11 protein-coding genes are annotated in these 13875 nt (G+C 58.3%); 9 read left to right on the forward strand and 2 right to left on the reverse strand.

What is annotated here, in order from left to right:
- Positions 1 to 34: 34 nt before the first annotated feature.
- Positions 35 to 406 (reverse strand): DUF6124 family protein, encoded by a 372-nt coding sequence (locus ACZ3HH_RS22160; protein WP_465807694.1) that lies wholly within the window; start codon positions 404 to 406, stop codon positions 35 to 37.
- Between the two features lie 425 nt (positions 407 to 831).
- Between ACZ3HH_RS22160 and ACZ3HH_RS22165 the strand changes: the two genes are divergently transcribed.
- The 9 genes from ACZ3HH_RS22165 to ACZ3HH_RS22205 all read left to right on the forward strand — a co-directional run bounded on the left by ACZ3HH_RS22165 (position 832) and on the right by ACZ3HH_RS22205 (position 13445).
- The gene (locus ACZ3HH_RS22165) at positions 832 to 2442 is read left to right on the forward strand and encodes an ABC transporter substrate-binding protein (RefSeq protein WP_465807696.1); all 1611 of its coding nucleotides are present in this window, start codon (positions 832 to 834) and stop codon (positions 2440 to 2442) included.
- A 258-nt stretch (positions 2443 to 2700) separates the two neighbouring features.
- A complete protein-coding gene (locus ACZ3HH_RS22170) occupies positions 2701 to 4326 on the forward strand; it encodes an ABC transporter substrate-binding protein (protein WP_465807698.1) in 1626 nt (541 codons plus the stop codon).
- A 301-nt stretch (positions 4327 to 4627) separates the two neighbouring features.
- The gene (locus ACZ3HH_RS22175; protein ID WP_465807700.1) at positions 4628 to 6229 is read left to right on the forward strand and encodes an ABC transporter substrate-binding protein; all 1602 of its coding nucleotides are present in this window, start codon (positions 4628 to 4630) and stop codon (positions 6227 to 6229) included.
- Between the two features lie 170 nt (positions 6230 to 6399).
- Positions 6400 to 7815 (forward strand): OprD family porin, encoded by a 1416-nt coding sequence (locus tag ACZ3HH_RS22180; RefSeq protein WP_465807702.1) that lies wholly within the window; start codon positions 6400 to 6402, stop codon positions 7813 to 7815.
- A gap of 75 nt (positions 7816 to 7890) precedes the next feature.
- Positions 7891 to 9486 (forward strand): ABC transporter substrate-binding protein, encoded by a 1596-nt coding sequence (locus ACZ3HH_RS22185; protein ID WP_465807704.1) that lies wholly within the window; start codon positions 7891 to 7893, stop codon positions 9484 to 9486.
- Between the two features lie 73 nt (positions 9487 to 9559).
- Positions 9560 to 10570 (forward strand): ABC transporter permease subunit, encoded by a 1011-nt coding sequence (locus ACZ3HH_RS22190; protein ID WP_054049982.1) that lies wholly within the window; start codon positions 9560 to 9562, stop codon positions 10568 to 10570.
- A 13-nt stretch (positions 10571 to 10583) separates the two neighbouring features.
- Positions 10584 to 11495: an ABC transporter permease subunit gene (locus ACZ3HH_RS22195; RefSeq protein WP_465807706.1), complete on the forward strand. Its 912-nt coding sequence runs from the start codon at positions 10584 to 10586 to the stop codon at positions 11493 to 11495.
- A gap of 10 nt (positions 11496 to 11505) precedes the next feature.
- Complete coding sequence (locus ACZ3HH_RS22200; RefSeq protein ID WP_201061959.1) at positions 11506 to 12474, forward strand: ABC transporter ATP-binding protein; 969 nt, start codon at positions 11506 to 11508, stop codon at positions 12472 to 12474.
- Entirely contained in the window at positions 12474 to 13445 is a 972-nt protein-coding gene (locus tag ACZ3HH_RS22205) for a peptide ABC transporter ATP-binding protein (RefSeq protein WP_367374152.1), read from the forward strand. The genes ACZ3HH_RS22200 and ACZ3HH_RS22205 overlap by 1 nt, the downstream gene beginning before the upstream one ends.
- Before the next feature lie 189 nt (positions 13446 to 13634).
- Here ACZ3HH_RS22205 and ACZ3HH_RS22210 read toward each other — a convergent pair whose 3' ends face one another.
- Complete coding sequence (locus ACZ3HH_RS22210) at positions 13635 to 13850, reverse strand: hypothetical protein (protein ID WP_465807709.1); 216 nt, start codon at positions 13848 to 13850, stop codon at positions 13635 to 13637.
- Between the last annotated feature and the right edge of the window lie 25 nt (positions 13851 to 13875).

Here is a 13875-nt window from a genome sequence, read left to right on the forward strand (position 1 = left end):
TGCCTGCGATGAACGATGACGCGGTGATTCAGGATTAAGACTGCGGGTCGACATTATCCAGCGCCCGATTCACCGCCAATTCCGCCAACATGATGATCTGTTGAATCGCCAACACTGTATTGCGTTGCGGGCCGATCAGGTTAGTGGCGAAATCACTGGCCAGGACACTGGCCGAGGCCAATGACTCGCAAGCTTGAAACAGAAGACTTTCAGTGTCGCTGTCCGGGGAAACCAGGAACATCGTGCTGGGGCGACGTGGTTTTGCGGCGTAAGGTTTGGGCGGATCGAGGTAGTAGTCGAGCGCACGTTTTATGGCTTCGCGGTCTTTGAGTAGCTCTTCGGTACGCAAAGCTTCGGCGTTTGGGTTGGTTTTGTTGAAGGTCGAATCGGAATCATCGTTGTCCATTTGCAGCTCCTAATCACAATTGGAGCCATCACTTGCCATTATGGTCGTGAGGGCATTCGCCCTACTGATTTCAGGTTTCCACACCTGCTCGCTGGTTTTGCAGCGACAGTCAAAGACTAGGGAGCCCGCTTCCGACGCACAACCTGAAAAACATGTGGGAAGGTTCTGATGTTTTTACCAACCAATAAACATCGTTGCCTGTAAGGCCGCCATCGCGGGCAAGCCCGCTCCCACAGTGGAGCGGTGTATGTCTGCAATGAATTGGTCGGCTGTCAGGCCGCCAAGATCAAAAGATCGCCGAGATTCCGAATGATCCAGGGTGTATGCCACAACAGAGGGGTCCCCCTCAAAAAACGATATTTCCGCCCTCCCCACCAACAACGCTACCCTCAGGAAAACACCGCCGCCAAGCCCTCGGGGACTCCATGGAAAGAACCACCGTCAAACCACTTCTGCTCGCTCTCGCCCTAGCCACAACCGCACCACTCGCACAAGCCGCCCAAGCCGCCGCCACCCTGGTCTACTGCTCCGAAGCCAGCCCCGCCGGCTTCGACCCCAGCCAATACACCAGCGGCACCGACTTCGACGCCTCCGCCGAAACCGTCTTCAACCGTCTCACTCAATTCAAACGCGGCGGCACCGAAGTCGAACCCGGTCTGGCCACTAGCTGGGAAGTGTCCAAGGACGGCCTCACCTATACCTTCCACCTGCGCGACGGCGTGAAATTTCACACTACCGACTACTTCACGCCGACTCGCGACTTCAACGCCGATGACGTGTTGTTCACCTTCCAGCGCCTGCTCGACCCGCAGAATGCGTTCCGTAAAGCCTACCCTGCCGAGTCGCCGTACTTCACCGACATGGGCCTGAACACCACGATCAAAAGTATCGACAAGATCGACGACCACACCGTGCGCTTCAGCCTGAACAACATCGACGCCGCGTTCGTGCAAAACCTCGCCATGAGCTTCGCCTCGGTGCAATCCGCCGAATACGCCGCCCAACTGTTGAAAGAAGGCAAAGCCGCCGACCTCAACCAGAAACCGGTCGGCACCGGCCCATTCGTGTTCAAGCGCTATCAAAAGGACTCGCAGATCCGCTACGCCGCCAACAAGGCCTACTGGAAACCCGAGGACGTGAAACTCGATAACCTGATTTTCTCAATCACCCCGGACGCCGCCGTGCGCTTGCAGAAACTCAAGGCCGGCGAGTGCCAGGTCAGTGGCTATCCGCGCCCGGCAGACATCGAAGTGATGGAGAAAGACCCGAATCTGCAGGTACTCAAACAAGCCGGTTTCAACCTCGGATTCCTCGCCTACAACGTGACCCACCCGCCGCTGGACCAGCTCAAGGTCCGTCAGGCCCTGGACATGGCCATCGACAAACCAGCGATCATCAAAGCGGTCTACCAGAGTGCCGGGCAACTGGCGCAGAACGCTTTGCCGCCGGCGCAATGGTCCTATGACCCGAGTATCAAAGACGCACCACACGACCCGACCAAAGCCCGCGCGCTACTAAAAGAAGCAGGGGTTGCGCCCGGTACCACCATCGATTTGTGGGCCATGACCGTGCAGCGCGCCTCCAACCCCAACGCGCGAATGTCGGCACAGATGATTCAGCAGGATTGGGAGAAAGTCGGCATCAAGGCCAACATCGTCAGCTATGAATGGGGCGAGTACATCAAGCGCGCCAAGAACGGCGAACACGACGCCATGATCTACGGTTGGACCGGCGACAACGGTGACCCGGACAACTGGCTTGGCGTGCTCTACAGCTGCGCCGCAGTGAAAGGCAGCAACTACGCCAAGTGGTGCGACCCGGCCTACGACAAGCTGGTGCAGCAAGCCAAGGTGTCCACGGACAAACAGCTGCGAGTCAAACTGTACCAACAGGCACAGCAAATCCTTAAGCAACAGGTGCCTATTACACCGATTGCGAACTCGACTGTGTTCCAGCCACTGCGCAAGGAAGTGACCGACTTCAAGATTAGCCCGTTCGGCCTCACTCCCTTCTATGGAGTGGGTATAAATAAGTAACACCAGGCTCCAACCGGGTGCGCGAGACGCCCCGGTTGCCCCTTATCGGTGCGCGATTTGCACCGTAAAAAACCTGCGCAAATGGTCAAATACGCCAGCATTTATACATATGCGACATTAAGGTACGTTCGTTCCACTGTTTAAGGTTTGTGGCCATTCAGGATCTTGCATTGGGTATGGCCCCTGCATAAGTATCCGCAGGTCGACTCACGAGGTCGTCCTCTAATTCCAAAAATGACAACAAATCATGAGGCCACCATGCTTAAACACGCGGTCATTCCGTTTTTAGTCGGCGCAAGCTTATTAGCCAGCGCACCTTTCGCCGTCGCTGCGACTAACCTGGTGTTTTGCTCCGAAGGGAGCCCGGCCGGTTTTGATCCTGGTCAGTACACCACCGGAACCGACTTCGACGCCTCTGCAGAAACCATGTTCAACCGCCTGACTCAGTTCGAGCGCGGCGGTACCGCCGTTATTCCTGGCCTGGCGACCAAGTGGGACATTTCCGATGACGGCCTGACTTACACCTTCCACCTGCGTGAAGGCGTCAAGTTCCACACCACCCCGTACTTCAAGCCAACTCGTGAGTTCAACGCCGACGACGTGCTGTTCACCTTTAATCGCATGATTAACAAGGATGACCCGTTCCGCAAAGCGTATCCGACTGAATTCCCGTACTTCACCGACATGGGGATGGATACCAACATCACCAAGATCGATAAAGTCGACGACAAAACCGTCAAGTTCACCCTCAAAGAAGTTGATGCCGCGTTCATCCAGAACATGGCCATGAGTTTCGCCTCGGTCCAGTCCGCCGAGTACGCTGCCCAGCTGCTCAAGGAAGGCAAAGCCGCCGACATCAACCAGAAGCCGGTCGGTACTGGCCCGTTTGTATTCAAGAGCTACCAGAAAGACTCCAACATCCGCTACACCGGGAACAAGGACTACTGGAAGCCTGACGACGTGAAGATCGACAACTTGATCTTCGCCATCACCACCGACCCGTCGGTGCGTATTCAGAAGCTGAAGAAGAACGAGTGCCAGATCACTCTGTTCCCACGCCCGGCCGACCTGAAGGCGCTGCAAGAAGACAAGACTTTGAAGGTGCCTAACCAGGCTGGTTTCAACCTGGGTTACATCGCCTATAACGTGATGGACAAGATCAAGGGCAGCGATCAGCCGAACCCGATGGCTCAGTTGAAAGTGCGTCAGGCACTGGACATGGCCGTCAACAAGCAACAAATCATCGATTCGGTTTACCAGGGTGCTGGCCAACTGGCCGTCAACGCCATGCCACCGACCCAATGGTCTTACGACACCACCATCAAGGATGCGCCGTACAACCCTGAGAAAGCTAAAGCGCTGCTCAAGGAAGCCGGCATCAAGGAAGGCACCGAGATCAACCTGTGGGCGATGCCGGTTCAGCGTCCATACAACCCGAACGCCAAACTGATGGCAGAGATGCTGCAGTCTGACTGGGCCAAGATCGGTATCAAAGCCAAGATCGTGACCTACGAGTGGGGCGAGTACATCAAGCGCTCCAAAGGCGGCGAAAACGGCGCGATGCTGATTGGCTGGAGCGGCGACAACGGTGACCCGGACAACTGGCTGAATGTGCTGTTCGGCTGCGACTCGCTGCAGGGCAATAACTTCTCCAAGTGGTGCGACAAGAAGTTCGACGGCATCGTCAAGGAAGCCAAGCGCACTACCGATCAGGCCAAGCGCACCGAACTGTACAAGCAGGCGCAACACGTCCTCAAAGACGCCGTTCCAATGACACCTATCGCTCACTCGACGGTGTTCCAACCCATGCGCGACAACGTGCAGGACTTCAAGATCAGCCCGTTTGGCTTGAACTCCTTCTACGGCGTCAGCGTCAGCAAATAAGAAAAGGCAGCGGCGACGTTTTCAGCGTCGCCGCTGTTTTTTTCTGCCGAGAATCTAGGAATTTGCCTACATCCAAATCCGCTGTCTCGTACAGCAGGACTTAGGACGCGTTGCCTTTTCCTACGAGTCTTTAGGACTCAGCGCATTTACTGCCAGACCCACGGCCCCTACCGTCGGGCTCTGACCAGTGACTGTGTGGGCTATCGGTTTGCTGCCCGTATTGGTTTGAACTCAATGCAGCCACAACGTCCCCGGACGGAATCGCGGCGCATTGAATAACACTACAAAAAGAGGGAGCGTCATGCGCCATACCTTGGTTTTATCCGCATTGCTGGGCACCGGCCTGCTGGCCGTCACTTCCATCAGCCAGGCTGCCAATAACAGCCTGGTGTTCTGCTCCGAAGGCAGCCCCGCCGGTTTCGACACGGCGCAGTACACCACTGCGACCGATAACGACGCCGCCGAACCGCTGTACAACCGATTGGCAGAGTTTGAAAAAGGCGCCACCAACGTCGTACCAGGCCTGGCAACGAGCTGGGATATTTCCGAGGACGGCCTCAAGTACACCTTTCACCTGCGCGAAGGGGTGAAATTTCACACGACCAAATACTTCACACCGACCCGTGATTTCAACGCTGATGACGTGCTGTTCACCTTCAATCGCATGCTCGATCCGCAGCAGCCCTTCCGTAAGGCTTATCCGACCGAGTTCCCGTATTTCAACGGGATGAGCCTGAACAAGAACATCGCCAAGGTCGAGAAGACCGGGCCGCAGACCGTGGTGATGACGCTCAACAGCGTCGACGCCGCGTTCATCCAGAACATCGCCATGAGCTTCGCCGCGATCCTTTCTGCCGAATACGCCGAGCAGTTGCTGGCCTCCGGCAAGCCGAGCGACATCAACCAGAAGCCGATCGGCACTGGCCCGTTCGTGTTCAAGAGCTACCAGAAAGATTCCAACATCCGTTACAGCGGCAACAAACAGTACTGGGATCCGAGCCGGGTCAAGCTCGACAACCTGATTTTCGCCATCAACACCGATGCTTCGGTGCGCGTGCAGAAACTCAAGGCCAACGAATGCCAGATCACCCTGCACCCGCGCCCGGCCGACGTAACCGCGTTGAAAAACGATCCGAAACTGCAACTGATCGAGAAGCCCGGCTTCAACCTCGGTTACATCGCCTATAACGTGCGGCACAAACCGTTCGATCAGCTCGAAGTGCGCCAGGCGCTGGACATGGCGGTGAACAAGCAAGGCATTCTCAACGCCGTCTATCAAGGCGCCGGCCAACTGGCGGTCAACGCCATGCCACCGACCCAATGGTCTTACGACGAGACGATTAAAGACGCCGCCTATAACCCGGAAAAAGCCAAGGAACTACTCAAGGCTGCCGGCGTGAAGGAAGGCACTGAAATCACTCTCTGGGCCATGCCGGTTCAGCGTCCGTATAACCCCAACGCCAAGCTGATGGCCGAAATGCTCCAGGCGGATTGGGCGAAGATCGGCCTCAAGGTCAAGATCGTCAGCTACGAATGGGGCGAGTACATCAAGCGCACCAAGAACGGCGAGCACGACATCAGCCTGATCGGCTGGACCGGTGACAATGGTGATCCGGACAACTGGCTCGGCACGCTTTACAGCTGCGATGCCATTGGCGGCAACAACTACTCCATGTGGTGTGATCCGGCTTACGACAAGCTGATCAAGCAGGCCAAGGTCGTGACCGATCGCGACCAGCGCACCGTGCTCTACAAACAGGCGCAGCAGTACCTCAAGCAGCAGGTACCGATCACGCCGGTCGCCCACTCGACGGTCAACCAGCCGTTGAGCGCCAAAGTCGAAGGATTCAAGGTGAGTCCTTTCGGTCGTAACGTGTTCTCGGGCGTCAGTATCGACCAATAACCAATTAGCCAGAACGCTGGGGGTGGATTCCGCCCTCACGCAAGCGTATTGCCGTAATTCGCCAATCCGGCCTGTAGCAAACGTTTGCGATGCCTGCGTGAGTTCTAAACCAAATAGCCGGATCACCAAAAAAGACCGGCATTAAAAAAAGAAAGTAAGGAGCTTCACCCATGAAACTGAGCAGCACCGTGTTATTGGCCTTGGCCATCAGCAGCGTGACCGCCACGGCTTACGCTGAATCCCAGAGCCAGGCTTTCACCCCGGTTACCGTGAAAGAGAAAAGCGCCCAGAGCGAAGCCACTGGCTTCGTCGAAGGCCAGTCGATCACCGGCACCACGCGTAACTGGTATGCCAACGAACAGTTCAAGCGGGGTGCCAAACTCAACTACCGCCAAGGTGGTGAAACTCGCCAGACTGACCGTCGTATCAACTGGGTTCAGGGCACCATCCTCAAGTACAACTCCGGCTTCACTGAAGGCACCGTAGGCTTCAGTACCGAAGTGGCGGCCTACAATGCCATCGCTCTGGATCGTGATCGCAAGGACCTGGCATCCAACAACGGTGGCGCACCGACCACCCGTCCTGGCGCCGGTAACAACCGCACCCTGACCAAAGAAGGCGGCGACGCTCAAGGACAGTGGAGCAAACTGGGCCTGGCCAACGTCAAGGCCCGTGTCTCCAACACCACCCTGACGGCCGGCCGCATGAACTTCAGCAGCCCGCAAGTCGACGTGATCGGCAACCGTGCGCTGCCTTCGAGCTTCGAAGGTGTGGCCATCCACAGCGAAGAACTGGAAAACCTGTCCTTCGACCTGGCCACCTTCGACCGCAACTCTCCGCGCACCGAAGAGAGCCAGCGCAAGTTCCGTTCCGAATACGGCGACACCAATGCCGAAGCGGATCACGTGAACACCGCTGGTATCACGTACCAGCCATTCGCCAGCCTGACCACCAGCCTCTGGGGCACCCAGGCTGAAGACCTGTGGAACCAGTACTACTTCGGCGCCACCCACGTTCTGGGTGATAGCTCCGTCCTGAGCCTGACCACTGGCCTGAACTACTACAAAACCGTGGACGAAGGCAAAGCCAAGCTCGGCCAGATCGACAACGACACCTACTCCCTGTCGTTCGGCCTGACCCACCAGGCTCACAGCCTGACCTTCTCGTACCAGGAAGTGAACGGTAACGAGTACTTCGACTACCTGCACGAAACCAACGGCATCTACCTGGCCAACTCCTTGCTGTCGGACTTCAACGGCCCGAACGAGAAGTCCTTCCAGATCGCCTATGGTCTGAACATGGCCGAATACGGCGTGCCGGGCCTGAAGTTCAACATCTACCAGGCTCGCGGCTGGGGTATCGACGGTACTCACTACAACAGCACCGGCTACACCGATGTGAAGGCGATGGACGGCGAAACCCACTATGAATACGGCATCGGCGCTTCGTACGCCGTACAAAGTGGCCCGCTCAAAGCCACCGCTATCCGCGCGACCTACACCGCTCACCGCGCCAGCGAAAACCAGGCGGATGGCAGCCTCAACGAGTTCCGTCTCGTGACCACTATCCCGTTCAACATTTTGTAAAACGCATGCCTGCGGCTGACTCATGACGAGTCGGCCGTCTGGCTTTTCTGTTCAACCGATTGCAGAGGGCTCTAGATGAAAATGCTTCCCCTACGAGCGGCCATCGCTGCCGCGTTGCTGAGTGTCGCCGTCGGCGTCTCGGCCAAACCCTTGGTGGTCTGTACCGAAGCCAGTCCGGAAGGCTTCGATATGGTCCAGTACACGACTGCAGTCACAGCCGATGCGGTGGCCGAAACCATCTTCAATCGTCTGGCGGACTTCAAGCCCGGCACCACTGAGGTGATCCCGGCACTGGCCGAGTCGTGGGACATCAGCGACGACGGTCTGACCTACACGTTCCATCTGCGCAAAGGCGTCAAGTTTCACACCACCGATTACTTCAAGCCGACCCGCGACATGAACGCCGACGACGTGGTCTGGAGCTTCCAGCGTCAACTTGACCCGAAACACCCATGGCACAAACTGTCGAGCGTGGGCTTCCCGTACTTTGAAAGCATGGGCTTCAAAGAGCTGCTCAAAAGCGTCGAGAGAGTCGACGACAACACGGTCAAATTCACCCTGACCCGCCGTGAAGCGCCGTTCCTGGCCGACATCGCCATGGCCTTCTCCTCGATCTACTCCGCCGAATACGCCGATCAGCTGCTCAAGGCCAACAAGGCCGGCGACCTGAACAACAAGCCAATCGGCACCGGCCCGTTCGTCTTCCAGCGTTACGCCAAGGACGCTCAGGTTCGCTTCAAGGCCAACCCGGACTATTTCCGCGGCAAACCACCGGCTGATTCGCTGATTCTGGCGATTGCCACCGACAACAACGTGCGCCTGCAAAAGCTCAAGGCCAACGAGTGCCAGATCGCGCTGTATCCAAAACCGGATGACATCCCGAGCATCAAGAAAGACGACAAGCTGAAGGTCGATGAACTGAACGCAATGACCGTGTCTTACATCGCGATGAACACCCAGCACAAATACATGAGTGACGTGCGGGTACGCAAAGCCATCGACATCGCGTTCGACAAGGAAGCCTACGTCAACGCGCTGTTCGGCAAAGGCAACGCGACAGTAGCGGTCAACCCGTACCCGGACACCCTGCTGGGCTACAACCACAAACTGACCAACCCGCCACGTGATCTGGACAAGGCTCGCGCCCTGCTCAAGGAAGCCGGCGTACCGGAAGGCACCACGTTTACCCTGTTCACCCGTAACGGCGGTGGCCCGACCAACCCGAACCCGATGCTCGGCGCGCAAATGATGCAGGCCGATCTGGCCAAAGTCGGGATCAAGGTCGATATTCGTGTCATGGAATGGGGCGAAATGCTCAAGCGCGCGAAAAACGGCGAGCACGACATGGTGTCCGCCGGTTGGGCTGGCGATAACGGCGACCCGGATAACTTCCTGACGCCTATGCTCAGTTGTGAGGCCGCCAAAAACGGCGAAAACTATGCACGCTGGTGCAATGAAAAGTTCCAGGCGTTGATCGACGAAGCACGGGCGAAAGTGAACCCGGACGAACGCACGGCGCTCTACGAACAGGCCCAGGCTGTTTTCAATCAGGACCAGCCGTGGATCAGCATGGCGCACACCCGTATGTTCACCGCAATGCGCACCAACGTAGAGGGCTATCACATTAGCCCCCTCACCACTAATAACTTCGCCACCACCCAGGTGAAGTAGATAAGAAACGCCCGGCATCGCTGATCCCAGCGCTGCCGGGCACGCCTAACCGGCTGATGAGGTACCACACAAGATGTTTAGTTTTATTGCCCGCCGATTGGGGTTACTGATCCCCACGTTCTTCGGCATCACCTTGCTGACTTTCGCGTTGATTCGCATGATTCCAGGCGACCCCGTGGAAGTAATGATGGGCGAACGCAGAGTCGACCCCGAAATGCATGCTCAGGCAATGGAACGCCTAGGTCTGAACAAACCCCTGTATGCCCAATACCTGGATTACATCGGCAAGTTGGCCCACGGCGATCTCGGCGAATCCCTGCGTACCCGTGAAAGCGTCTGGACCGAGTTCAGCTCTCTATTCCCCGCGACCCTGGAGTTGTCCATGGCCGCCCTCTTGTTCGCCGGCATCCTGGGCCTTCTGGCCGGGGTGATTGCGGCACTGAAGCGAGGATCCCTGTTCGACCACGGGGTGATGGGCATCTCCCTGGCGGGATACTCGATGCCGATCTTCTGGTGGGGCCTGATCCTGATCATGTTCTTCTCGGTGAGCCTGGGCTGGACCCCGGTGTCCGGGCGGATCGACCTGCTCTACGACATCGAGCCGCGCACCGGTTTCATGCTGATCGATACGCTGCTGGCCGATGACGTCGGGGCGTTCTTCGATGCCCTGCATCACCTGATCCTGCCGGCCATCGTGCTCGGCACCATCCCGCTGGCGGTGATCGCGCGAATGACCCGTTCGTCGATGCTCGAAGTGCTGCGTGAAGACTACATCCGTACCGCCCGCGCCAAAGGCCTGTCGCCGGCGCGCGTGGTGTTCGTTCACGGCCTGCGTAACGCATTGATTCCGGTCCTGACCGTGGTCGGCCTGCAAGTCGGCACATTGCTGGCCGGTGCGGTTCTGACCGAAACCATTTTCTCCTGGCCCGGCATCGGCAAATGGCTGATCGAAGCCATTGGCGCACGGGATTATCCCGTGGTGCAGAACGGCATCCTGTTAATCGCCTGCCTGGTGATTCTGGTCAACTTCGTGGTGGACATCCTCTACGGCTTTGCCAACCCACGCATTCGTCACCAGCGCTGAGATCATTATGACCATGACCACTTCAATTCCAGCGGTAGCAGTCGATCAAAGCCTGCTATATCCGTCTCCGTATAAAGAATTCTGGCACGCGTTCTCCAGGAACAAAGGCGCCGTCGCCGGCCTGATGTTCATGCTGCTGGTGATCTTCTGCGCCCTGTTCGCCCCTTGGGTCGCGCCGCATAACCCGAGCGAGCAATTCCGCGACTTCCTGCTGACCCCGCCGTCCTGGCTGGAAGGTGGGCAAATCCAGTTCCTGCTCGGCACCGATGAACTGGGTCGCGACCTGCTGTCGCGGCTGATCCACGGTTCGCGCCTGTCCCTGCTGATCGGCTTGTCGTCGGTGGTGATGTCGCTGATTCCGGGCATCCTTTTGGGTCTGTTCGCCGGGTTCTTCCCGCGCGTGCTCGGTCCGACCATCATGCGTCTGATGGACATCATGCTGGCCCTGCCGTCCCTGCTGCTGGCGGTGGCGATTGTCGCCATCCTCGGCCCTGGCCTGATCAACACCATCATCGCCATCGCCGTGGTTTCGTTGCCGTCCTATGTTCGTCTGACCCGCGCCGCGGTGATGGGCGAACTGAACCGCGACTACGTGACCGCCGCGCGTCTGGCCGGTGCCGGTCTGCCCCGCCTGATGTTCGTCACGGTGCTGCCCAACTGCATGGCGCCGCTGATCGTTCAGGCCACCTTGAGCTTCTCCTCGGCGATTCTCGATGCCGCGGCACTGGGCTTCCTCGGCCTTGGCGTACAACCGCCAACCCCTGAATGGGGCACCATGCTGGCTTCGGCTCGCGACTACATCGAACGCGCCTGGTGGGTGGTGAGCTTGCCTGGTTTGACCATTTTGCTCAGCGTGCTGGCAATCAACTTGATGGGCGACGGCCTGCGCGATGCGCTGGACCCGAAACTCAAGAACGCCGCCTGAGGAGATTCAAATGTCCCTGTTAGAAATCAAGAATCTCAACGTTCGCTTCGGCGACGCCAACGCCGTTCCGGTGGTCGACGGTCTCGACATTACCGTGGACAAGGGCGAAGTGTTGGCCATTGTTGGCGAATCGGGTTCCGGCAAGTCCGTGACCATGATGGCGCTGATGGGCCTGATCGAGCATCCGGGGATTGTCACCGCCGATGCCCTGAATTTCGACGGCAAGAACATGCTCAAACTCAGCAATCGTCAGCGTCGGCAAATCGTCGGCAAAGACCTGGCCATGGTGTTTCAGGACCCGATGACCGCGCTGAACCCGAGCTACACCGTCGGTTTCCAGATCGAAGAAGTGCTGCGCCTGCACCTGAAAATGTCCAGAAAGGACGCCCGCAAGCGCGCCATCGAACTGCTGGAAAAAGTGGAAATCCCGGGCGCCGCCAGCCGTATGGACGCCTATCCGCATCAACTCTCCGGCGGTATGAGCCAGCGTGTTGCGATCGCCATGGCGATTGCCGGCGAACCGAAACTGCTGATCGCCGACGAACCGACCACCGCGCTGGACGTAACGATTCAGGCGCAGATCATGGACCTGCTGCTGGCCCTGCAAAAAGAGCAGGACATGGGCCTGGTGCTGATTACCCACGACCTCGCGGTCGTGGCCGAAACCGCCCAGCGCGTGTGCGTGATGTACGCCGGCCAAGCGGTTGAAGTCGGTCAGGTGCCACAACTGTTCGACATTCCGGCGCACCCGTACAGCGAAGCGTTGCTCAAGGCGATTCCGGAACACAGCCTGGGTGCCGCGCGCCTGTCGACACTGCCGGGCATCGTTCCCGGTCGCTACGACCGCCCGCAAGGCTGTCTGTTGTCGCCGCGCTGCCCCTACGTACAGGACAACTGCCGCACCCAGCGTCCGGCCCTTGACCAGAAAAGCAACAGCCTCGCCCGCTGCTTCTACCCGTTGAATCAGGAGGTGGCGTAATGGCCGTCGTACTTACTGCCCGCAACCTGACCCGTCACTACGAAGTGTCCCGTGGCCTGTTCAAGGGTCATGCGACCGTGCGCGCCCTCAACGGTGTGTCGTTCGAACTGGAAGCCGGCAAAACCCTCGCCGTTGTGGGCGAATCGGGTTGCGGCAAATCCACCCTGGCCCGTGCCCTGACGCTAATCGAAGAACCGTCCTCCGGCTCCTTGAAAATCGCCGGGCAGGAAGTCGCCGGCGCCGACAAGGCTCAGCGCAAGCAGCTGCGTAAAGACGTGCAGATGGTGTTCCAGAGCCCGTACGCGTCGCTGAACCCACGGCAGAAAGTCGGTGATCAACTCGCCGAGCCGCTACTGATCAACACCAACCTGAGCGCCTCTGAACGTCGCGAGAAAGTCCAGGCGATGATGAAACAGGTGGGCTTGCGGCCTGAGCACTACCAGCGCTATCCGCACATGTTCTCCGGCGGTCAGCGCCAGCGGATTGCCCTGGCCCGCGCGATGATGCTGCAACCGAAAGTGCTGGTAGCGGACGAACCGACCTCGGCGCTGGACGTATCGATTCAGGCGCAGGTGCTCAACCTGTTCATGGATTTGCAGCAAGAGTTCAACACCGCCTATGTGTTCATCTCCCACAACCTGGCCGTGGTGCGCCACGTCGCCGATCACGTGATGGTGATGTACCTCGGTCGCCCGGTGGAAATGGGCCCGAAAGAGGACATCTACACTCGTCCTCTGCACCCGTACACCCAGGCGCTGTTGTCGGCCACTCCGACCATCCACCCGGATCCGGACAAGCCGAAAATCAAGATCGTCGGCGAACTGCCGAACCCGTTGAACCCGCCGTCCGGCTGCGCCTTCCACAAGCGCTGCCCGTACGCGACCGAGCGCTGCACCACCGAAGAACCGCTGCTGCGCCTGGTCGATACGCGTCAGGTGGCTTGTCACTACGCCGAGCAATTCTTGGGTTAAAGGAGGGCGAACAGAAATTACTGTGGGAGCGGGCTTGCCCGCGAAGAGGCCGGCACATCCAACATCTGTGGTGCCTGACATTCCGTCTTCGCGGGCAAGCCCGCTCCCACAGGGATTGTGCTGCTCAACCAACCCCTTCCGCCAGATTGCGCATCAGTCCGGCAGGAGGGGTTTTCTTTTGTCCGTCATTTACGATTGCTTGTCGCCCTCTTCCTCATCCTCATCGGTGTCTGGGTCGTCATCGTCTGATTCGGTCGCAGCGATCATCGACTCGCTGTGCACGCCTTGCCCGTTCAAGGCCTGTTTTTCATGGTCCTGACATTCTGCCCACGCCACCGCCGACATGCCGAGGGACAGCATCACCAAAACCTTAAGCAACAACACAATGCGTTGAAAAATACTCATAGCCGATTCCATCCTTTCTTGAGTG

The sequence above is a fragment of the Pseudomonas sp. PME37.24/025 genome (assembly GCF_055556615.1).

What these genes read in the sequence shown, in the direction of transcription:
- ACZ3HH_RS22160 (WP_465807694.1), bottom strand. Translation starts at nt 406, where the DNA reads ATGGACAACGATGATTCCGATTCGACCTTCAACAAAACCAACCCAAAC.
- ACZ3HH_RS22165 (WP_465807696.1), top strand. Translation starts at nt 832, where the DNA reads ATGGAAAGAACCACCGTCAAACCACTTCTGCTCGCTCTCGCCCTAGCC.
- ACZ3HH_RS22170 (WP_465807698.1), top strand. Translation starts at nt 2,701, where the DNA reads ATGCTTAAACACGCGGTCATTCCGTTTTTAGTCGGCGCAAGCTTATTA.
- ACZ3HH_RS22175 (WP_465807700.1), top strand. Translation starts at nt 4,628, where the DNA reads ATGCGCCATACCTTGGTTTTATCCGCATTGCTGGGCACCGGCCTGCTG.
- ACZ3HH_RS22180 (WP_465807702.1), top strand. Translation starts at nt 6,400, where the DNA reads ATGAAACTGAGCAGCACCGTGTTATTGGCCTTGGCCATCAGCAGCGTG.
- ACZ3HH_RS22185 (WP_465807704.1), top strand. Translation starts at nt 7,891, where the DNA reads ATGAAAATGCTTCCCCTACGAGCGGCCATCGCTGCCGCGTTGCTGAGT.
- ACZ3HH_RS22190 (WP_054049982.1), top strand. Translation starts at nt 9,560, where the DNA reads ATGTTTAGTTTTATTGCCCGCCGATTGGGGTTACTGATCCCCACGTTC.
- ACZ3HH_RS22195 (WP_465807706.1), top strand. Translation starts at nt 10,584, where the DNA reads ATGACCACTTCAATTCCAGCGGTAGCAGTCGATCAAAGCCTGCTATAT.
- ACZ3HH_RS22200 (WP_201061959.1), top strand. Translation starts at nt 11,506, where the DNA reads ATGTCCCTGTTAGAAATCAAGAATCTCAACGTTCGCTTCGGCGACGCC.
- ACZ3HH_RS22205 (WP_367374152.1), top strand. Translation starts at nt 12,474, where the DNA reads ATGGCCGTCGTACTTACTGCCCGCAACCTGACCCGTCACTACGAAGTG.
- ACZ3HH_RS22210 (WP_465807709.1), bottom strand. Translation starts at nt 13,850, where the DNA reads ATGAGTATTTTTCAACGCATTGTGTTGTTGCTTAAGGTTTTGGTGATG.